Here is a 19,394-nt window from a genome sequence, read left to right on the forward strand (position 1 = left end):
GGAAATGCGCGCAGATCTGTTGATTGTCGGTGCCGGTATGGTCGGCAGCGCCCTGGCCCTGGCATTGCGCCACAGTGGCTTGGACATTCTCCTGCTCGACGGCAGCCCGCTGTCGGTAAAACCCTTCGATACCGAAGCGCCGTTCGAGCCGCGCGTCAGTGCATTGTCGGCGGCCAGCCAGCGCATTCTGGAGCGCCTAGGCGCCTGGGATGGCATTGCCCGGCGACGGGCCACGCCGTATACCGACATGCACGTCTGGGATGGCAGCGGTACGGGCCAGATCCACTTCTCGGCGGCCAGCGTGCATGCCCAGGTGCTCGGCCACATCGTCGAAAACCGGGTGGTGCAGGATGGCTTGCTGGAGCGTCTGCATGACAGCGACATCGGCCTGTTGCCCAACGCGCGGCTCGAGCAACTGCGCCGTTCCGGTGACGAGTGGCTGCTGACCCTGGCCGACGGCCGCCAACTGCGCGCACCGTTGGTAGTGGCGGCGGATGGCGCCAACTCGGCGGTACGCCGCCTGACCGGCTGCGAAACCCGTGAGTGGGATTACCTGCACCACGCCATCGTCACCAGCGTACGTTGCAGTGCGGGGCACCAGGCTACGGCCTGGCAGCGCTTTACCGACGAGGGCCCGCTGGCGTTTCTGCCGCTGACACGTGAGGGCCAGCAGGACTGGTGCTCGATCGTCTGGTCGACCACGCCAGAGCATGCCCAGCAACTGATGGCGTTGGACGAGCCGGCCTTCCTCAGGGCCCTGGAGCGGGCCTTCGAGGGGCGCCTGGGTCAGGTGCTACAGGCCGACCCACGCGTGTGCGTGCCGCTGCGTCAGCGCCATGCCAAGCGCTATGTGGCTGAGGGCCTGGCGTTGATCGGCGATGCCGCGCACACCATTCACCCGTTGGCCGGGCAGGGCGTCAACCTGGGGTTCCTTGATGCCGCCGTGCTGGCCGAGGTGCTGGTGAATGCCAGCGAGCGCGGCGAACGGCTGGCGGATGTAAAGGTGCTGAGCCGCTATGAGCGCCGGCGCATGCCGCACAACTTGGGGCTGATGGCCGCCATGGAAGGGTTCGAGCGGCTGTTCCAGGCCAATCCGCTGCCGTTGCGCTGGTTGCGTAACAGTGGCTTGAAGCTGGTGGAGCAGATGCCGGAGGCCAAGGCATTGTTCGTGCGCCAAGCGTTGGGGCTGACTGGGGACCTACCGGAGTTGGCCAAACCCTGACGTTAGCACGGCCTCTGTAGGAGCAGCCTTGCGCTGCGAAAGGGCCGGTATGACGAGCACCGTTGTGGCTTCTTCGCAGCACAAGGCTGCTCCTACAGGAGGCCCGGGCAGGGGCTGCAACATCCGGTAACGGCTCCGAGGGTGAGGGACAAAATGGGATTCACTACCATTTGCGCCTCTCATACGATCCGAGGAGTGCATTTCATGTTGCCACGCAAGCCCCTACTGGCCGCCCTGGCCCTGACGTTGTTCGGCGGCACTGCCCAGGCAGCGGAAGAAGTGGTGGTGTACTCCTCGCGCATCGATGAGCTGATCAAGCCGGTGTTCGACGCCTACACCGCCAAGACCGGGGTCAAGGTCAAGTTCATCACCGACAAGGAAGCCCCGTTGATGCAACGCATCAAGGCCGAGGGCGAGAACGGTGTGGCCGACTTGCTGCTGACCGTCGATGCCGGCAACCTCTGGCAGGCCGAGCAGATGGGCATCCTGCAACCGATCAAATCGGACATCATCGACCAGAACATCCCGCCGCAATACCGGGCCTCGTCCCATGACTGGACCGGCCTGAGCCTGCGCGCGCGCACCATCATCTACTCCACCGACCGGGTCAAACCGGAGCAGCTGAGCACCTACGAAGCCCTGGCCGACAAGCAGTGGGAAGGGCGTCTGTGCCTGCGCACTGCGAAGAAGGTCTACAACCAGTCGCTGACCGCCACCTTGATCGAGAACCACGGCGAGGCGAAAACCGAAGCCATCGTCAAAGGTTGGGTGAATAACTTGTCCACCGACGTGTTCTCCGATGACAACGCCGTGATCCAGGCCATCGAAGCTGGCCAGTGCGACGTGGGCGTGGTCAACACTTACTACTACGGGCGCCTGCACAAACAAAACCCCACGTTGCCGGTCAAGATCTTCTGGCCCAACCAAGGTGACCGCGGCGTGCACGTCAACCTGTCGGGTATTGGCCTGACCAAGCATGCACCGCACCCTGAGGCTGCGAAAAAGCTGGTGGAATGGATGACGGGTGAGGACGCGCAGAAGCTGTTCGCCGACATCAACCAGGAGTTCCCGGCCAACCCGAAGGTCAAGCCATCGGACGAGGTAGCCGCCTGGGGCAGTTTCAAGGCTGACAGCATTCCGGTCGAAATCGCTGGCAAGCGCCAGGCCGAAGCGATTCGCTTGATGGATCGGGCTGGCTGGAACTAAGTTATCCTTCCGGGGCCTGCAAGGGCCCTTTCGCGGGCAAGCCCGCTCCCACGGGTTTTCCACTGAAGCGTGTGTAAACCCTGTGGGGGCGGGCTTGCCCGCGAACGACCGCGCAGCGGTCGCAATCGCAACCGAGAGTTCTCAACTTGCCCCACACCCCCCAACGTCGCTGGTACGTCCCGGTCGCCCTGGTCGCCGCCCTGGTGCTGTTGCCCCTGAGCGTCCTGCTGCTGTCATGGCAGTCGATCGACCTGCAGATCTGGTCACACCTGCTCGACACCCAGATGAGCCGCCTGCTCGGCAACACCCTGACCCTGGTAGTAGGCGTAGGCATCGGCGTGACCGTATTGGGGGTCAGCCTGGCCTGGCTCACCAGCCTCTGCGAATTCCCTGGCCGGCGCTGGCTGGACTGGGCGCTGATGCTGCCGTTTGCCATCCCCGCCTACGTGCTGGCGTTCGTTTTCGTCGGCCTGCTGGATTTTGCCGGCCCGGTGCAAAGCGCCCTGCGCGAAGTGTTCGGGCCGATGCGCCTGCCGCGCGTGCGCTCCACGGGCGGGGTGATCATCGTGCTTGTGCTGGTGTTCTACCCCTATGTCTACCTGCTGGCGCGCACAGCCTTCCTGGCGCAGGGCAGGGGGCTGATGGAGGCGGCCCGGGTACTGGGGCTGTCACCGCTGCAGGCGTTCTGGCGCGTCGCACTGCCCATGGCGCGGCCGGCGATCGGTGCCGGTATCGCCCTGGCATTGATGGAAACCCTTGCCGACTTCGGTGCGGTGGCGGTGTTCAATTTCGACACCTTCACCACCGCCATCTACAAGACCTGGTACGGCTTCTTCAGCCTGTCCAGCGCGGCCCAGTTGGCCAGCCTGCTGCTGTTGGCGGTGATGCTGGTGCTGTACGGCGAGCGCCGTGCCCGCGGCGCGAGCCGCACGGGTAATGAGCGCGCGCGCGGCAAGGCGCTCTATCACCTGCGTGGGGCCAAGGCGCTGCTGGCCAGCGGCTGGTGCCTGCTGGTGTTCGCCTGTGCCTTCGTCATACCGCTGCTGCAACTGCTGGTGTGGTGCTGGCAGCGCGGGCGGCATGACCTGGACGAGCGTTATGTCGGCCTGGTGCTGCACACCTTGTACCTGGGGGGCATGGCCGCATTGATCACGGTGAGCGTAGCGCTGCTGCTGGCCTTCGCCCGGCGCCAGGCGCCGACCGGCGGCATCCGCGCCGGGGTCGGCCTGGCCAACCTTGGTTATGCCTTGCCAGGCTCGGTGCTGGCCGTGTCGATCATGCTGGCCTTCAGTTACCTCGATAACCGGCTGGTGGTGCCGATTTCGACGTGGCTGGGCGGCGCTGGCAAACCCTTGCTGCTGGGCAGCCTTGCGGCCTTGCTACTGGCCTACCTGGTGCGCTTCATCGCCGTGGCCTACGGGCCGCTGGAAAGCAGCCTGGAGCGTATCCGGCCCTCATTGCCGGAGGCCTCGCGCAGCTTGGGCGTCGGCGGCGTGGCATTGTTTTTCAAGGTGTATCTGCCGTTGCTGGTGCCCGGTGCACTGAGTGCTGCCCTACTGGTATTCGTCGATGTGTTGAAGGAAATGCCGGCCACCTTGCTGATGCGCCCGTTCGGCTGGGACACCTTGGCGGTACGGGTGTTCGAGATGACCAGCGAGGGCGAGTGGGCGCGTGCCTCGCTGCCTGCCTTGACCCTGGTGCTGGTGGGCTTGCTGCCGGTCATCGGGCTGATTCGCCGCTCAGCTCGGCGCCCCGGTCACTGACAGTAAGGATGCCAGCCCGCGCCCATGCGGCTACAATGCGCGGCATTCGCGCGGCGGGTCCTACAAGAAGAGCTGACGACCAAACGTCATCGACCGCCGCCGCTTCGCCACGCCCGGAAGGAGAAACCCATGGGACAGCGCACGCTTTTGTATGACCTGCACCTGGCGCTCGGCGCCAAGACGGTCGATTTTGGCGGTTGGGACATGCCCCTGCACTATGGCTCGCAAGTCGAGGAGCACCATCAGGTGCGCAGTGACTGCGGGGTCTTCGATGTTTCCCATATGACCGTGATCGACATCAGTGGCCGTGATGCTACCGCTTGGTTGCAGCATTTGCTGGCCAACGATGTTGCCCGCCTCGACAGTGTCGGCAAGGCGCTGTACAGCCCACTGCTCAACGAAGAGGGCGGGGTCATCGATGACCTCATCGCCTATCGCACCGAAGCCGGCTACCGCCTGGTCACCAACGCCGCTACCCGCGCCAAGGTGCTGGCTTGGCTCAAGGCCCAGCAGAGCGAGTTCTCGGTCGATTTCGAGGTGCGCCCGGACCTGGCCATTCTTGCCATCCAAGGCCCGCAGGCGCGTGACAAGGTCGCCGCCTTGCTCAGCGCCTCGCGCGCCGCGCTGATTCGCGCGCTGCGCCCGTTCGAAGGCATTGCCGACGGCGACTGGTTCATTGCCCGCACCGGTTATACCGGTGAAGACGGCCTTGAGATCATCCTGCCAGGCCACGAGGCCGTTACTTTCTACAACGACCTGGTCGGCGCCGGCATCGCCCCCAGTGGCCTGGGCGCCCGTGACACCCTGCGCCTGGAAGCCGGCATGAACCTTTATGGCCAGGACATCGACGAAACCCATACCCCACTCACCTCCAACCTGGGCTGGAGCATCGCCTGGGAGCCGGCTGAGCGCGAGTTCATCGGCCGCGCGGGCCTGCTGGCGGAAATCGAGCAAGGTGTGAAGGAAAAACTGGTTGGCCTGGTGCTGGAAGAACGCGGCGTTTTGCGTGCCCATCAGGTGGTTCGCGTTGCCGGCATTGGCGAAGGTGAGATCACCAGTGGTAGTTTCTCTCCTACGCTGAGCAAGTCTATTGCCCTGGCGCGTTTACCCATGGCCACCGGCGACCGCGCCGAGGTCGAGATTCGCGGCAAGTGGTACCCGGTGCGGGTGGTCAAACCGACCTTCGTGCGCCACGGCAAAATCCTGATTTGAATAATTTTTAACCGGCGGGCCGACCGCTGAGCCATTCGAGGAATTCAAGACATGAGCAATATCCCCGCCGAACTGCGTTTTGCCGAAAGCCACGAGTGGGCACGCCTGGAAAGCGACGGCACAGTGACCGTTGGCATCAGCGACCACGCACAGGAAGCCCTGGGTGACGTCGTGTTCGTCGAACTGGCGGAAGTCGGCAAGGTGTTCGCCCAAGGCGACGCGGCTGGCGTGGTCGAGTCGGTCAAGGCTGCTTCCGACATCTACGCCCCGATCGGTGGCGAAGTGATCGCGGTCAACGAAGCACTGGCCGACAGCCCAGAGCTGCTCAACGAAGAGCCTTACGGTGCCTGGATCTTCAAGCTGAAGCCAAGCGACAAGGCTGAGCTGGACAAGCTGCTGGATGCTGCGGGTTATCAGGCTGCTATCGGCGAGTAATACCGCGTCGCCTTCTTCGCGGCTAAAGCCGCTCCCACAGGTACTGCACGGCAGCTGATACCCCTGTAGGAGCGGGTTTCCCCGCGATGAGGCCGGGCCTGCAAGCAAGTTTCCCCGCACAATCGGCAATCCTTCCTAGACTTATAAGTCTCCATGAGGCCTGGTCTAGGAAGAGAGCGTCGTCATGTCCCAGTCGCCGTCCCTGCATCAACTGCAAGAGCTCAACCCTTTCCTGCGTCGCCACCTGGGCCCCGATGCCTCGGAGCAGCAGGCCATGCTCAGCGCGTTGGGTGTTGCCAGCCGCAGCGAGCTGATCGAGCAGACGGTCCCGCCGGGGATCCGCCTCAATCGCCCCCTCGACCTGCCGCCGGCGCTGGACGAACAGGCCGCATTGGCCAAGCTCGCCGGTTATGCCGAGCAGAACCAGGTCTGGACCAGCCTCATCGGCATGGGCTACCACGGCACCGTCACGCCGACCGTCATCCTGCGTAACGTGCTGGAAAACCCTGGCTGGTACACCGCCTACACGCCTTACCAACCCGAAATCGCCCAAGGCCGGCTGGAAGCGTTGTTGAATTTCCAGCAGATGGTCATCGACCTCACCGGCCTCACCCTGGCCAACGCCTCGCTACTCGACGAGGCCACCGCCGCTGCCGAGGCCATGGCCCTGGCCAAACGCGTGGCGCGCAACAAGAGCAACGCCTTTTTCGCCGACGAGCACTGCCACCCGCAAACCCTCTCGGTGCTGAAAACCCGCGCCGAAGGGTTTGGCTTCGACCTGATCGTCGATTCTGTGGATAACCTGGCCAAGCACGCGGTATTCGGCGCCTTGCTGCAGTACCCGGACACCCACGGCGAGGTACGCGACCTGCGCCCGCTGATCGATCATCTGCACAGCCAGCATGCCTTGGCCTGCGTCGCCGCCGACCTGCTCAGCCTGGTGGTGCTGGCGCCACCCGGTGAGCTGGGCGCCGATGTGGTGTTGGGCTCGACCCAGCGCTTTGGCGTCCCGATGGGCTATGGCGGCCCTCATGCCGCCTATTTCGCCTGCCGCGACGACTTCAAGCGGGCCATGCCGGGGCGCATCATCGGTGTGTCGCGCGATGCCCGGGGCAACACCGCGCTGCGCATGGCCCTGCAGACCCGCGAGCAGCACATCCGCCGCGAGAAGGCCAACTCCAACATCTGCACGGCCCAGGTGCTGCTGGCCAACATCGCCGGCTTCTACGCCGTCTACCATGGCCCAGAAGGCTTGCAGCGCATCGCCCAGCGGGTGCACCGGCTGACCTTCATTCTGGCGGCCGGCCTGGAGGCCAAGGGGATCAAGCGGCTCAACCAGCATTTCTTCGACACCTTGACGCTGGAGGTGGGCGGCGCGCAGGCGGCGATCATCGAAAGTGCCGAGCACGCGCGTATCAACCTGCGCATCCTCGGGCGCGGGCACCTGGGCGTGAGCCTGGACGAAGCCTGCAACGAGCAGACCGTGTTGCGCCTGTTGGATATTTTCCTCGGCGTCGATCACGGCCTGGACATTGCCGCGCTCGACCAGTTGGCGCTGCCAGAAGGCATCCCGGCGGGGCTGGTGCGGCGCACGCCGATCCTTGCGCACCCGGTCTTCAACCTGCACCACAGCGAAACCGAGATGCTGCGCTACCTCAAGCAGCTGGAAAACAAGGACCTGGCGCTGAACCAGTCAATGATCCCGCTGGGCTCCTGCACCATGAAACTCAACGCCACCAGCGAGATGATCCCCATCACCTGGCCAGCCTTCGCCCAGTTGCACCCGTTCGCCCCTGCTGCCCAGGCAGTGGGCTACAAGGCGATGATCGACGAGCTGGAAAGCTGGTTATGTGCCATCACCGGCTTCGACGCCATCTGCATGCAGCCCAACTCCGGCGCGCAGGGCGAATACGCCGGCCTCATGGCCATCACCCGCTACCACCGCAGCCGCCACCAGCCTCAGCGTACCTTGTGCCTGATTCCGTCCTCGGCCCACGGCACCAACCCGGCCTCGGCGCAGATGGCCGGCATGGAGGTGGTGATCGTCGATTGCGACGACGACGGCAACGTCGACCTCACGGACCTCAAGGCCAAAGCGCAAGCGGCCGGGGATCGGTTGTCGTGCCTGATGGTCACCTACCCCTCGACCCACGGGGTGTATGAAGAGGGTATTCGTGAAATCTGCGACGTGGTGCACCAGCACGGTGGCCAGGTGTACATGGACGGCGCCAACCTCAATGCCCAGGTCGGCCTGACGCGCCCAGCCGACATCGGCGCCGATGTGTCGCACATGAACCTGCACAAGACCTTCTGCATCCCCCACGGGGGCGGCGGCCCCGGCATGGGCCCGATCGGTATCCGCGCCCACCTCAAGCCCTTTGTCGCCAGCCACCCGGTGGTACCGGTGCCGGGTTTGGACCCGAACAACAGCGCGGTCAGTGCCGCGCCTTGGGGCAGCGCGAGCATTCTGCCGATCAGCTGGATGTATATCGCCATGATGGGCCCGCAACTGGCCGATGCCAGTGAGGTGGCGATCCTCTCGGCCAATTACCTGGCCAGCCAACTTGGCGGGGCTTTCCCGGTGCTTTACCGCGGGCGTAACCAGCGCGTGGCCCACGAGTGCATTCTCGATCTGCGGCCGCTCAAGGCGCAGACCGGCATCAGCGAGGAAGACGTGGCCAAGCGCTTGATGGACTACGGCTTCCATGCCCCTACCATGTCATTCCCGGTACCGGGCACGCTGATGGTCGAGCCGACCGAGAGTGAGTCGAAAGCCGAGCTGGACCGTTTCGTCGAAGCGATGCTGGCGATCCGTGCAGAAATCGCTCAGGTTCAGGAAGGCAACTGGCCGGCTGAAGACAACCCGCTCAAGCATGCGCCGCATACCTTGGCTGACGTGTTGGCACCGTGGAACAGGCCGTACAGCCTGGAGCAAGGCATCGCCCCCAGCGCACACGTACGCCAGCACAAGTATTGGCCAGCGGTGAACCGGGTCGACAATGTGTATGGGGACAGGAACTTGTTCTGCGCGTGTGTGCCGGTGGAGGCTTATCGGTAGGGACGAAACGCGCGTTTCAGAATAGGTGCTACGCAGAGGCGGACTGACAATTCTGCTAGTTTCGCGTTGGCAAAGTTTCCTGCAGCATCCATGTCTGAAGCATCTGAACCAGCAAATGGAGGTTTCAATGGAAAAGCAGCCTGACGTACGAAGGTTGTTTTATCAGGGGCAGCAGTTGGTGACTCAAGTTAAGGGTCAGAACGCCAGCCAGACATTGCTATTTGCAGAGGGGCGGTTTCTAAGCGAGCGGTCGGGAGGAGGCGATCTACGCGTTGCAAGTCTGGCATCGACTGATACTGTTGGTTCTGTTGTTGAGGCAGTACAGGGTGGTGTCTCGTATAGGTATACGTACACCGGGTACGGTTACAGTTGCATAGTATATTCCTTGTTTCCCAGTCCAGGCTTCACGGGGGCCGTGCTAGACTCTATTCTGGGCTGTTATATATTGGGTAATGGATTTCGTGTCTATAGTCCCAGAATCATGAGATTCTGCTCCCCTGATAGCCTAAGTCCATTTTCGTTAGGTGGACTCAACAGCTACGCCTATTGCGAGGGAGATCCCATCAATTTTACGGATCCATCGGGGCATATGAGTGGACGCGGTCAGCAGAACCGGCCGCGTGCACCTTCACCACCGCAAGGTCCATCACGTACAGCGCGCGGTGCTAGTAGCAACAGGTATGATCCTACTGCCTCTTTGACAAATAATCGGCGTGGTGGATCTACAGGCGCTCGAGGAGCGGGTGTGACCAACAGAGACGTTTCGCGACAGAAGGAGGAGATAGCTGATTACAAGCGCGCCTATCAAGAAGCTCCATCGAACCTCAAAACTCAAATAGTTAATGCCCAGCACCGTCATAATGAGTTTTTCAAACTTAAGGATTTGCCTGCCGGGGATGAGGCTCGACAGCTGGCGGAGCAGCAGGCCAGTGACGCTATAAGAGGAATTTATTCGGGCGCGGTAATCGGTGAGCTTTCCGGGCGCTATAAAGTCGTCGTTGGGGCCGGTCTTTTTTCCGGCATTTTCAATGACAGGAATACGTATGGGGCATTTATTGCGGCTAATGTAAACGCCCGAACAAGAGCATCTGGACAACTATCTGCAAGTATTACGCCTCCTAGGCAGATAGGCGATAGAGAGTATCTGGGATGAAGAGCTTTGATCAGTTCTAGTCTGGCCGAGACTAGAACTGACGGCAGCAGATACCTATTCTGACACTGCGTTCTTGGCCAGAATGGCATTGGCCAGTTCCATGTCGCTGGCCTGCATCCCTGGGTTTTCAGCGCGCACCTGGCGCATCGCCGATTCCAGGAACGGCCCGCGGATTGCGCCTTCACTGGCCACGAAGCTGCCGGCGTCGTCCTGCGCGGCCATTACCAGTTTGTGATCCTTCGACGTCAGGTAGGTCGACGCCGTGGTTGCACCGGAAGAAATCACGTTACGCCAGAAGGTATCGGCCATGGCGGAGCCCATTGGCAGCGAAAGCAAGGCAGCGGTCGCGATGGCGGTTTTGAGACGCATGTTGAAACACCTCGAAGGGTGAGGGTTGAAGATGCGCGGTTTGATCCTGCCGAGGGGGTGCAAGTTCCTTGAATACAAGGGTTTTTTGCTCAGGAACAGGCCCTTAGCACTTCCTCTGTAGCGGTCAGGCCCCGGGCCACTTTCGCCTCCCCGCAACGGCGCAGGTCTACCAAGCCTTCGGTCAGCGCTTGGCGTCGCAACTGCGCCAGGTCGGTGTGTGGGCCTATCTGCGCGCGCAAGCTTTCGCTGGGCATCAACAGTTCGAACAGGCCGGTACGGCCCTGAAAACCGGTACCGCGACAGGTGCGGCAGGGCTGACCGCTGGCTGCCGAGGCACAACCCTGGCAATCGCCGCACAAGGTGCGAATCAGGCGCTGCGCCATGACCCCGATCAGCGTAGCCTTGATCAGGTAATCAGCCACGCCCAGTTCCTGCAGCCGGGTGATCGCGCCGCAGGCATCGTTGGTGTGTAGGGTCGACAGCACCAGGTGCCCGGTGAGGGCTGCCTGTACGGCCACCAGGGCGGTTTCCCGGTCGCGGATCTCGCCGATCATGATGATGTCTGGGTCCTGGCGCAGCATCGCCCGCACGCCGTCGGCGAAGCACAGGCCCAGTGCGGGCTGGACTTGCAGTTGGTTGAAGGCCGGCTCTAGCCGCTCGATGGGGTCTTCGATGGTGCACAGGTTGACTTGCGGGGTGGCCAGCAGCTTGAGGCTGGCGTAGAGCGTGCTGGTCTTGCCTGAACCCGTGGGGCCTGTCACCAGGATGATGCCCTGGCGTTGGCCCAGCAGCGCGCGCCATTGCTCCAGTTGCTGCCCTTCCAGGCCCAGGCGGTCGAAGCCTTCATGCAGCTGTTGCGGGTCGAACAGGCGCAGTACCAGTTTTTCGCCAAAGGGCGTCGGCAAGGTCGACAGGCGCAATTCCACTTCGCCGCCGCCGGCAAGGCGGCTTTGCAACCGGCCGTCCTGTGGCCGGCGTTTCTCTGCCACATCCATGCGCCCGAGGTGTTTGAGGCGGCTGACCAGCGCCAGGGTGACGCCCGCGGGGAAGGCGTAGACGGTGTGCAGCAGGCCGTCGATGCGGTAGCGCAGCTGCCCTTTTTCGCGGCGGGGTTCCAGGTGGATATCGCTGGCGCGTTGCTCGATGGCGTACTGCAGCAGCCAGTCGACGATGTGCACGATGTGAGCATCGTCGGCGCTGGCTTCGGCCTGGCGTTTGCCCAGCTCCAGCAGGTGTTCGAGCTCGCCCAGGCTGGCTGACTGCTGGTGCTGCGCGCCCTGTACCGATTGGGCCAGGCGGAAGAACGACTGCCCCAGCTGGCGTATCTGCAGCGGGCTGGCCAGCACGCGGCGGATGGGCCTGCCCAGGCTCCTGGCCAAGTCCGCTTGCCAGTCATCCTGATAGGGCTGTGCGCTGGCCACGGTGACGCCGGAAGGGTCGGCGGCGACGACGAGAATGCCATGGCGCTGGGCGAAAGCGGGGGAGATCAGCCCGCTGACCTGGGCCATGTCGAGTTGCATGGGGTCGATGCGCAGGAACGGCTGGCCGATCTTGTCAGCCAGCCATTGGCAGAGGCGGTCCAGGTCCAAGGGCTGTCCGGGGTGCTTGCGGTCTTCAAGGCCTTGGGCGGCGATGAGCTCCAGAGGGTGGCAGGTCGGCCGTGACGCGGCCTGCTGCAGTACCAGCAGGGTGTCGCTGGCGTCCAGGTGCCGGTCGGTGAGCAAGGCCTGGAGCAGGCGCTTGAGGTCGAGGGCTTGGTTGTCGGGGGTATGCATGGCGGCGTCCTTGCCAGGTGGGGAGTCCTGTTGAAGGCTAGCCGGGTGTGGTGCGCTTACGGCGGGCAAAGGGTTTCTGGATCTTGCGGTGTCAGACCACCGCCAGCTCCACGCGCGCCAGGTTCATCAGGCTTACGTCGCCCACGCACACCAAGTTGCGCAATTTTTGCGCAATCACCTCGGCCCGGTGCCAGCTCAGCCCGCCAATGCCGATCTCGATGGCGAGCCAGTCATCCTGTTGGCTGACCTGCACGTGATGCGGGGTCAGAAACTGCAAGGCAAACAGGTTGAGCACCCGGCATAAGCTGTCGGGCTCGGCCTCGGCCTGCAGGCGGTAGTGCACGGTGCTGTGGGCGTTGCTGGCGGCCCAGGCGTCGGTACGTGGCAGTGCGTTCATGCTGGTCTCCGCAAATGTGGGAGAAATTCTTGCACGTTGAGGCGGGTATTTTTTCGCTATGATTCGACTAATTGGCCGGTATGGCAGATTGATCTATTCGAATTGTCGTGATTTGGAGAATTATTCATGCACAGCGAACTGGACGCCTATGACCGGCGCATCCTTGAATTGCTGCAGGAGGACGCTTCGCTGTCCAGCGCACAGATCGCCGAGCGTGTGGGGCTTTCGCAGTCGCCTTGCTGGCGGCGCATCCAGCGGCTGAAGGAGGAGGGGGTGATACGTGGACAGGTGACGTTGCTCGACCGCAAGAAGATCGGCCTGAACACGCAGATTTTTGCAGAGGTGAAGCTCAACGCGCACGGTCGCTCCAATTTCACCGAGTTCACCGAGGCGATCCGAGGTTTTCCGGAGGTGCTGGAGTGCTACGTGCTGATGGGCTCGGTGGACTTCCTGCTGCGTATCGTTACCTCGGACATTGAGGCGTATGAGCGGTTTTTCTTCGAAAAACTGTCGAATGTGCCGGGGATTCAGGAGGTCAATTCGATCGTGGCGCTTTCGGAGATCAAATCCACCACCAGCCTGCCACTGTCGAGATAGCACACGATCTGTAGAAGCAGCCTTGTGCTGCGAAGGGGCCGGTTTGACCAGAAAAAATCTGTGGCAAAACGGGCCTCTTCGCAGCACAAGGCTGCTCCTACAGGGCTAGCGACGCCGATCAAGCCTTGAGCAGGTACTTCCAGCCACGGCTTTGATCAACCGCGCGGGCCTGCTCGATACGGGCTTCAAGCAGCTCGTCGGGCGTTTCGGACAGCGGCAGTTCAGCCAGCTCGTGCAGCTTTTTCAGGTCGCCGTACAGGCGGTCCATCTGCGGCGCTTCGAGCACCTGGCGGGCATGGTGCAGCCAGGCGAGCAGCTGTTCGATGCGCGGCAGCTGTTCGGCCAGGTCTTCCGGGCGCTGGGTGTACAGCGGCAGTTTCAGCGAACGGCCTTCTTCACCCAGCAGGTGCGCCATCCAGCTGGCCAGCTGCGCCTTGCCCTGGCGTTCGCCACGGCCTTTGCGCTCGACGGTCCAGCCACGGGCCAGCAGCCAGCGCGAGGTTTCCAGCGAGAACTGGCCCCAACGCACGTCTTCGAGTTCTTCGGCAAATTGCTCAGGCGCAGCGCGGCGGATGTCTTCGTCATCGTTGCCGGCCTGCACCAGTGGGCGCCAGTCTTCCAGCAGCGCGTCGAGGCTGGCGCGCAGTTCGCGGGTGGTGGCGCGCGGTGCGGCCTGGCCCAGGCTGGCGACCAGTGCGCGCAGTTCGGCCAGGGACTGCACCCAGTCCTGCAGCAGGCGCCAGTGGCCATTGTGGCGGTATTGCTCGGCCAGGCGCTGGCTGCTGCCGAGCAACTGCCAGGCGAGGGCGGCGAAGGCATCGTCCAGGGCCATTTCGGCGTCCAGCTCGGTCTGGGGCAGGCCCAGCTCGTAGCTTTCGGGCTCCAGCAGGCGGTAGCCACGCTCGGCCTTGCTGATGTCGCAAGGCATCAGCGGCAGGCTGGCGGCGAGCTCGGCGGCCAGTTCCAGCAGGGCTTCAGGTGCGCCTTCGCGCAGCTCGAGCTCCAACTCGCAGATTTCTTCCTTGCGTTTGCCGGCGATCACGAAGCCCTGGTCCAGCGCGGCCTCGATCACGACCTTGCTCTTGCCACGGCCCCAAGCGATTTCGGCGTATTCACGGCTGAAGTCGGTGGTGAACAGCGGCTTGATGGTTTTCTTGTCGAGCGCAGCCAACTGCTCGGGCCAGCAGGTGCCGTCGAGCTTTTTCAGGTCGAGCTTGACCTTGTCCAGGTGCCACTCGTACTCGTTGCGCTCGGACAGCCCGGCCACGCTTTGCCCGCGGCACTTCAAGGTCTGGATGATTGCATCACCATCGCGGCGCAGGCGCAGGGCGACACGGGCGGCGGAAAGCTCGCGCTCCGGGGTGTCGAAGTACTGGTTGAGCAGTTCACGGGTCTGCCAACCGGACTTGTTGCGCTTTTTCAGCAGGGGGTGCTCACGCAGGGCGGCAAGGGTCTCGCGGCTGGCGCGGAGCTTGAGTTCGGTTTCTTTGTGCATCGCAGGCTCGAAGGAGGGGCTCGTTGGCAGAGAGTCTACAGGAGTCGGCCGGCAACGGTTTATTCCAGACGGCAGATGGTCCTATGATGGGCAACGCTTCCGAGGAGTACAGGCATGCCGTTGCCGACGCTGAAAGACCAGTTCGCCGCTTTGATCGCCGCACCTTCGGTCAGTTGTACCCAGCCTGCGCTGGACCAGTCCAACCGTCAGGTCATCGACCTGCTGGCCGGCTGGTTGGGTGACTTGGGTTTCACGTGCGACATCCAGCAGGTCAGCCCCGGCAAGTTCAACCTGCTGGCCAGCCGTGGCACCGGCCCGGGTGGCCTGGTGCTGGCGGGGCACAGCGACACCGTGCCCTACGACGAGCAGCTGTGGTCGAGCGACCCGCTGAAGCTGACCGAGGTCGATGGCCGTTGGGTTGGCCTGGGCAGCTGCGACATGAAGGGCTTCTTCGCCTTGGTCATCGAGGCGGTGGTGCCGTTGCTGGAGCATGACTTCAAGCAGCCGCTGCTGATTCTCGCCACCTGCGACGAAGAAAGCTCCATGTCCGGCGCCCGTGCCTTGGCCGAGGCCGGCCAACCGTTGGGCCGCGCCGCGGTGATCGGCGAGCCCACGGGCCTGCGGCCGATCCGCATGCACAAGGGCATCCTCATGGACCGCATCGACATCCTCGGGCGCAGCGGCCATTCGTCGGACCCGTCCCTCGGCCGCAGCGCCCTTGAGGCTATGCACGCCGCAATGGGCGAACTGATGCAGTTGCGCGGCGAATGGCAGCAAACCTACCGCAACCCACAGTTCACCGTGCCTACACCGACGATGAACTTCGGCTGCATCCATGGCGGCGACAACCCCAACCGGATCTGCGGCCAATGCGCGCTGGAATTCGACCTGCGGCCGTTGCCGGGGATGGATGTCGAGCAACTGCGGGCAGCGATTCGCCAGAAGCTGGCGCCGGTGGCGGAGCGGTTCGAGGTGCGCATCGACTATGCCCCGCTGTTCCCGGAAGTGCCTGCCTTCGAGCAGGCGGCGGACGCCGAGCTGGTACAGGTGGCCGAACGCCTGACCGGTCACCGCGCCGAAGCGGTAGCGTTTGGCACCGAAGCACCTTATCTTCAGCAGCTGGGCTGCCAGACCATTGTGCTGGGCCCTGGCGACATCGCTTGTGCCCATCAGCCCGGCGAGTACCTGGAAATGTCACGAATCGAGCCTACCGTGCGTCTATTGCGAGACTTGATTCGGCACTATTGCCTGCACTAAACGTCCATTGAGCTTATTCGTTCCTGCTTAGAGGAGACCGCGCGTGACCGCAAGCCTGTTCCGACGATGATCTTGAACGCCCCCTGTATCGCCGTTCTCCGTCCACTTATCCACAGGCCCTGTCATGCCCGATTACGTCAACTGGCTGCGTCATGCTTCCCCGTACATCAATGCCCATCGCGACTGCACGTTTGTAGTCATGCTCCCTGGCGATGGGGTGGACCACCCTAATTTCGGCAACATCGTCCACGACCTTGTGCTGCTGCACAGCCTGGGCGTGCGGCTGGTGCTGGTGCATGGCTCGCGCCCACAGATCGAGAGCCGCCTGGCCGACCGTGGCCTGACCCCGCACTACCACCGTGGCATGCGCATCACCGATGCGGCGACCCTGGATTGTGTGATCGATGCCGTGGGTGCCCTGCGCCTGGCCATCGAAGCACGCCTGTCGATGGACATCGCCGCCTCGCCGATGCAGGGCTCGCGCCTGCGTGTGGCGTCCGGCAACCTGGTCACGGCGCGGCCGATCGGTGTGCTCGAGGGTGTGGACTACCACCACACCGGCGAAGTGCGCCGGGTCGACCGCAAAGGCATCAGCCGCCTGCTCGACGAGCGTTCCATCGTATTGCTGTCGCCGTTGGGTTATTCGCCCACAGGCGAAATTTTCAACCTGGCTTGCGAAGACGTGGCCACCCGCGCGGCCATCGAGCTGGGTGCCGACAAGCTGCTGCTGTTCGGCGCCGAACCGGGCCTGCTGGATGAGCAGGGCAAGCTGGTGCGTGAGCTGCGCCCACAGCAGGTGGCGCCGCATTTGCTGCGCCTGGGCAGCGACTACCAGGGCGAATTGCTGGATGCGGCCGCCGAGGCCTGCAAGGGCGGCGTGGCGCGTAGCCATATCGTCAGTTATGCCGAAGACGGCGCGCTGCTGACCGAGCTGTTCACCCGCGGTGGTGGCGGCACGCTGGTGTCGCAGGAGCAGTTCGAAGTCGTGCGTGAGGCGACCATCGAGGATGTGGGCGGCCTGTTGGAGCTGATCAGCCCGCTGGAAGAGCAGGGCATCTTGGTGCGCCGTTCGCGCGAGGTGCTGGAGCGGGAAATCGAACAGTTCAGTGTGGTCGAGCGCGAGGGCATGATCATCGCGTGCGCAGCGCTGTACCCGATTGCCGATTCCGAGGCGGGGGAGCTGGCGTGCCTGGCGGTGAACCCGGAGTACCGGCATGGCGGGCGGGGCGATGAGTTGCTGGAGCGCATCGAGAGCCGTGCGCGGCAGATGGGGCTGAATACGTTGTTCGTGTTAACTACGCGGACTGCGCACTGGTTCCGCGAGCGGGGCTTTGCGCCCAGTGGCGTGGAGCGGCTGCCGGCGGCGCGGGCATCGCTGTACAACTACCAGCGCAACTCCAAGATTTTCGAGAAGTCCTTGTAAGCCTGTACCGGCCTCTTCGCGGGGCAAGCCCGCTCCCACAGGAATCTCACTAGGCCTGAGCCATGCGGAGGACTTGTGGGAGCGGGCTTGCCCCGCGAAGCAGGCGACACCGGTCTCAGAAAAACGCCGCCCTTGTGGGCGGCGTTTTCAGTTACACGGTATGCAGATACCAGTTGTACTCGAGGTCGGAGATCGAGTGCTCGAACTCCTCCAGCTCGCTTTCCTTGCACGCGACAAAGATGTCGATGTACTTCGGATCGATGTACTTGTTGAGGATCTCGCTGTCGTCCAACTCGCGCAGGGCATCGCGCAGGTTGTTCGGCAGGCTCTGCTCCAACTGCTCGTACGAGTTGCCTTCGATCGGCGTACCCGGCTCGATCTTGTTGGTCAGGCCGTGGTGCACGCCGGCCAGCACGGCCGCCATCATCAGGTACGGGTTGGCATCGGCGCCGGCTACCCGGTGCTCGATGCGCACGGCGTCTGCAGAACCGGTCGGCACGCGCAGCGCGACGGTGCGGTTGTCCAGGCCCCAGCTCGGTGCATTCGGCACATAGAACTGTGCGCCAAAACGACGGTACGAGTTGACGTTCGGGCAGAGGAACGCCATGGACGCGGGCAGGGTCTCGAGCACACCGCCGACAGCGTGACGTAGCGCGGCGTTCTGCTCGGGATCCTCGCTGGTGAAGATGTTGTTGCCATCTTTGTCCAGCACGGAGATGTGAACGTGCAGGCCGTTGCCTGCCTGGCCCGGGTAGGGCTTGGCCATGAACGTGGTGTCCATTTCATGGTCGTAGGCGATGTTCTTGATCAAACGCTTGAGCAGCACCGCGTAGTCACAGGCCTTGAGCGGGTCTGGGACGTGGTGCAGGTTGACTTCGAACTGCGCAGGGGCGCTTTCCTTGACGATGGCGTCGGCCGGAATACCCTGCTCTTTGGCGCCTTCGAGGATGTCCTGCAGGCAGTCGGCGTATTCGTCGAGGTCGTCGATCAGGTACACCTGGGTCGACTGTGGGCGCTTGCCCGAGATCGGCGAGCGCGGCGGTTGCGGGCGGCCATTCACGTTCTCCTGGTCGATCAGGTAGAACTCCAGCTCGAACGCGGCGCAGATGGTCAGGCCCATGTCGTCGAACTTGCTGACAACCTGACGCAACACTTCACGAGGGTCGGCGAAGAACGGCTCACCTTCGATCTCGTGCATGGTCATGAGCAGCTGTGCGGTGGGGCGTTTCTGCCACGGCTCGTTGCACAGCGTATCGGGGATGGGATAGCAGATGCGGTCGGCGTCGCCGATGTCCAGGCCAAGGCCGGTACTTTCGACGGTGGAACCGTTGATATCCAGGGCGAAGAGGGAGGCCGGCAGGTTGATGCCTTTCTCGTAAACCTTGTGGAGGCTGGTGCGCTCTATGCGCTTGCCGCGCACCACACCATTCATATCTGCAATCAGAAGGTCAACGTAGAGAACCTCAGGATGTTCCTTAAGGAACGCGTTCGCTTCGTTAAGCTGAACGGCACGCGGGGGTACCGACATGATGCAACACCTTTGTTGTTAAAAATATCAATCAAGGGGGGCTTGCAAGACCAGTCAATCGAAAAGCCCTACTGATGTCAAGCCAACCCCATGATGCCCTGAAATGGCACATCTACGGCAGATTTGCTGCATATCGGGGCGAACCATTATCCGCTATTTCCCGCGTGAAGGGCTATCTCAAGCGTGCCGTGTTTTATTTTTTACGGAGGTGTTGTGTAAAAAAATGAACAAGGCTAAGCTCGGATTCAACCCAGAACACAATAATACGAGGGTCACATGGTCCGCTTGTCGCGACCTGAAAGCACTGCCTGCGCAGTGCCATCGGGTACCCCTGTCGTTCATGCACGCACCGTCAACGGTGTGGCCGCCCTGGCCGCAATAATTGACGCTTGGCGCACTCGGACCATTCCCCGTAGCGGCTTCACACGCCTCGATTCGCCTTCCTGCCCTTCAAACTCATTACGGACACGCTTGTTTTCAGTGTATCCACTGTGCTCCTGCGTG

At 63.0% G+C, this 19,394-nt stretch carries 15 protein-coding genes and 1 pseudogene; 11 read left to right on the top strand and 5 right to left on the bottom strand.

The window, feature by feature from the left end; all coding sequences use genetic code 11:
* Positions 1-4 precede the first annotated feature (4 nt).
* The 8 genes and pseudogenes from OO306_RS11345 to OO306_RS11375 all read left to right on the top strand — a co-directional run bounded on the left by OO306_RS11345 (position 5) and on the right by OO306_RS11375 (position 10,049).
* A complete protein-coding gene (locus tag OO306_RS11345) occupies positions 5-1,222 on the top strand; it encodes a 2-octaprenyl-3-methyl-6-methoxy-1,4-benzoquinol hydroxylase (protein ID WP_265968718.1) in 1,218 nt (405 codons plus the stop codon).
* 204 nt (positions 1,223-1,426) lie between these two features.
* A complete protein-coding gene (locus OO306_RS11350) occupies positions 1,427-2,428 on the top strand; it encodes an extracellular solute-binding protein (protein ID WP_099455677.1) in 1,002 nt (333 codons plus the stop codon).
* Positions 2,429-2,574: 146 nt separating this feature from the next.
* On the top strand, positions 2,575-4,191 hold the full coding sequence (locus OO306_RS11355; RefSeq protein ID WP_265968696.1) for an iron ABC transporter permease: 1,617 nt from the start codon (positions 2,575-2,577) through the stop codon (positions 4,189-4,191).
* Positions 4,192-4,320: 129 nt separating this feature from the next.
* Positions 4,321-5,403: a glycine cleavage system aminomethyltransferase GcvT gene (gene gcvT, locus OO306_RS11360; RefSeq protein WP_265968698.1), complete on the top strand. Its 1,083-nt coding sequence runs from the start codon at positions 4,321-4,323 to the stop codon at positions 5,401-5,403.
* Positions 5,404-5,454: 51 nt separating this feature from the next.
* The gene (gene gcvH / locus OO306_RS11365) at positions 5,455-5,838 is read left to right on the top strand and encodes a glycine cleavage system protein GcvH (RefSeq protein WP_027592242.1); all 384 of its coding nucleotides are present in this window, start codon (positions 5,455-5,457) and stop codon (positions 5,836-5,838) included.
* A 184-nt stretch (positions 5,839-6,022) separates the two neighbouring features.
* Positions 6,023-8,896, top strand: coding sequence for an aminomethyl-transferring glycine dehydrogenase (gcvP, locus tag OO306_RS11370; protein ID WP_265968700.1), 2,874 nt, complete (start codon positions 6,023-6,025; stop codon positions 8,894-8,896).
* Positions 8,897-9,023: 127 nt separating this feature from the next.
* Positions 9,024-9,473 (top strand): annotated as a pseudogene (locus OO306_RS28420) (RHS repeat-associated core domain-containing protein); the annotation flags it as partial.
* Between the two features lie 168 nt (positions 9,474-9,641).
* Positions 9,642-10,049, top strand: a complete 408-nt coding sequence (locus tag OO306_RS11375) for a hypothetical protein (protein ID WP_265968702.1) — start codon at positions 9,642-9,644, stop codon at positions 10,047-10,049.
* 54 nt (positions 10,050-10,103) lie between these two features.
* Here OO306_RS11375 and OO306_RS11380 read toward each other — a convergent pair whose 3' ends face one another.
* From OO306_RS11380 to OO306_RS11390, 3 genes are all read right to left on the bottom strand, one after another.
* Entirely contained in the window at positions 10,104-10,418 is a 315-nt protein-coding gene (locus OO306_RS11380) for a DUF2388 domain-containing protein (protein ID WP_099430742.1), read from the bottom strand.
* Positions 10,419-10,507: 89 nt separating this feature from the next.
* On the bottom strand, positions 10,508-12,193 hold the full coding sequence (locus tag OO306_RS11385; protein WP_265968704.1) for a GspE/PulE family protein: 1,686 nt from the start codon (positions 12,191-12,193) through the stop codon (positions 10,508-10,510).
* Between the two features lie 91 nt (positions 12,194-12,284).
* The gene (locus tag OO306_RS11390) at positions 12,285-12,590 is read right to left on the bottom strand and encodes a hypothetical protein (protein WP_027592246.1); all 306 of its coding nucleotides are present in this window, start codon (positions 12,588-12,590) and stop codon (positions 12,285-12,287) included.
* A gap of 126 nt (positions 12,591-12,716) precedes the next feature.
* Here OO306_RS11390 and OO306_RS11395 point away from each other — a divergent pair, with 126 nt between their 5' ends.
* Positions 12,717-13,187: an Lrp/AsnC family transcriptional regulator gene (locus OO306_RS11395; protein ID WP_027592247.1), complete on the top strand. Its 471-nt coding sequence runs from the start codon at positions 12,717-12,719 to the stop codon at positions 13,185-13,187.
* A gap of 118 nt (positions 13,188-13,305) precedes the next feature.
* On the opposite strand, the gene OO306_RS11400 is transcribed toward OO306_RS11395, so the two are convergent.
* Positions 13,306-14,682 carry an inorganic triphosphatase gene (locus OO306_RS11400; RefSeq protein WP_027592248.1) on the bottom strand — a complete coding sequence of 459 codons (1,377 nt, stop codon included), beginning with the start codon at positions 14,680-14,682 and terminating at the stop codon, positions 13,306-13,308.
* A gap of 114 nt (positions 14,683-14,796) precedes the next feature.
* On the opposite strand from OO306_RS11400, the gene argE reads away from it, so the two are divergent.
* Both argE and argA read left to right on the top strand, forming a co-directional pair.
* Positions 14,797-15,939, top strand: coding sequence for an acetylornithine deacetylase (gene argE / locus OO306_RS11405; protein ID WP_238210240.1), 1,143 nt, complete (start codon positions 14,797-14,799; stop codon positions 15,937-15,939).
* A 124-nt stretch (positions 15,940-16,063) separates the two neighbouring features.
* On the top strand, positions 16,064-17,362 hold the full coding sequence (gene argA, locus OO306_RS11410; RefSeq protein ID WP_027592250.1) for an amino-acid N-acetyltransferase: 1,299 nt from the start codon (positions 16,064-16,066) through the stop codon (positions 17,360-17,362).
* 151 nt (positions 17,363-17,513) lie between these two features.
* On the opposite strand, the gene OO306_RS11415 is transcribed toward argA, so the two are convergent.
* Complete coding sequence (locus tag OO306_RS11415; protein WP_027592251.1) at positions 17,514-18,890, bottom strand: glutamine synthetase family protein; 1,377 nt, start codon at positions 18,888-18,890, stop codon at positions 17,514-17,516.
* Positions 18,891-19,394: the final 504 nt, after the last annotated feature.

The organism is Pseudomonas sp. DCB_AW (assembly GCF_026240895.1).
GTDB classification, from domain to species: domain Bacteria; phylum Pseudomonadota; class Gammaproteobacteria; order Pseudomonadales; family Pseudomonadaceae; genus Aquipseudomonas; species Aquipseudomonas kermanshahensis.

Excerpts from the sequence above, each read along its gene's own strand:
- OO306_RS11345 (WP_265968718.1), top strand. The coding sequence starts at position 5 with ATGCGCGCAGATCTGTTGATTGTCGGTGCCGGTATGGTCGGCAGCGCC.
- OO306_RS11385 (WP_265968704.1), bottom strand. The coding sequence starts at position 12,193 with ATGCATACCCCCGACAACCAAGCCCTCGACCTCAAGCGCCTGCTCCAG.
- gcvT (WP_265968698.1), top strand. The coding sequence starts at position 4,321 with ATGGGACAGCGCACGCTTTTGTATGACCTGCACCTGGCGCTCGGCGCC.
- OO306_RS11390 (WP_027592246.1), bottom strand. The coding sequence starts at position 12,590 with ATGAACGCACTGCCACGTACCGACGCCTGGGCCGCCAGCAACGCCCAC.
- OO306_RS11380 (WP_099430742.1), bottom strand. The coding sequence starts at position 10,418 with ATGCGTCTCAAAACCGCCATCGCGACCGCTGCCTTGCTTTCGCTGCCA.
- gcvP (WP_265968700.1), top strand. The coding sequence starts at position 6,023 with ATGTCCCAGTCGCCGTCCCTGCATCAACTGCAAGAGCTCAACCCTTTC.
- OO306_RS11350 (WP_099455677.1), top strand. The coding sequence starts at position 1,427 with ATGTTGCCACGCAAGCCCCTACTGGCCGCCCTGGCCCTGACGTTGTTC.
- gcvH (WP_027592242.1), top strand. The coding sequence starts at position 5,455 with ATGAGCAATATCCCCGCCGAACTGCGTTTTGCCGAAAGCCACGAGTGG.
- argE (WP_238210240.1), top strand. The coding sequence starts at position 14,797 with ATGCCGTTGCCGACGCTGAAAGACCAGTTCGCCGCTTTGATCGCCGCA.
- OO306_RS11400 (WP_027592248.1), bottom strand. The coding sequence starts at position 14,682 with ATGCACAAAGAAACCGAACTCAAGCTCCGCGCCAGCCGCGAGACCCTT.
- OO306_RS11395 (WP_027592247.1), top strand. The coding sequence starts at position 12,717 with ATGCACAGCGAACTGGACGCCTATGACCGGCGCATCCTTGAATTGCTG.
- OO306_RS11415 (WP_027592251.1), bottom strand. The coding sequence starts at position 18,890 with ATGTCGGTACCCCCGCGTGCCGTTCAGCTTAACGAAGCGAACGCGTTC.
- argA (WP_027592250.1), top strand. The coding sequence starts at position 16,064 with ATGCCCGATTACGTCAACTGGCTGCGTCATGCTTCCCCGTACATCAAT.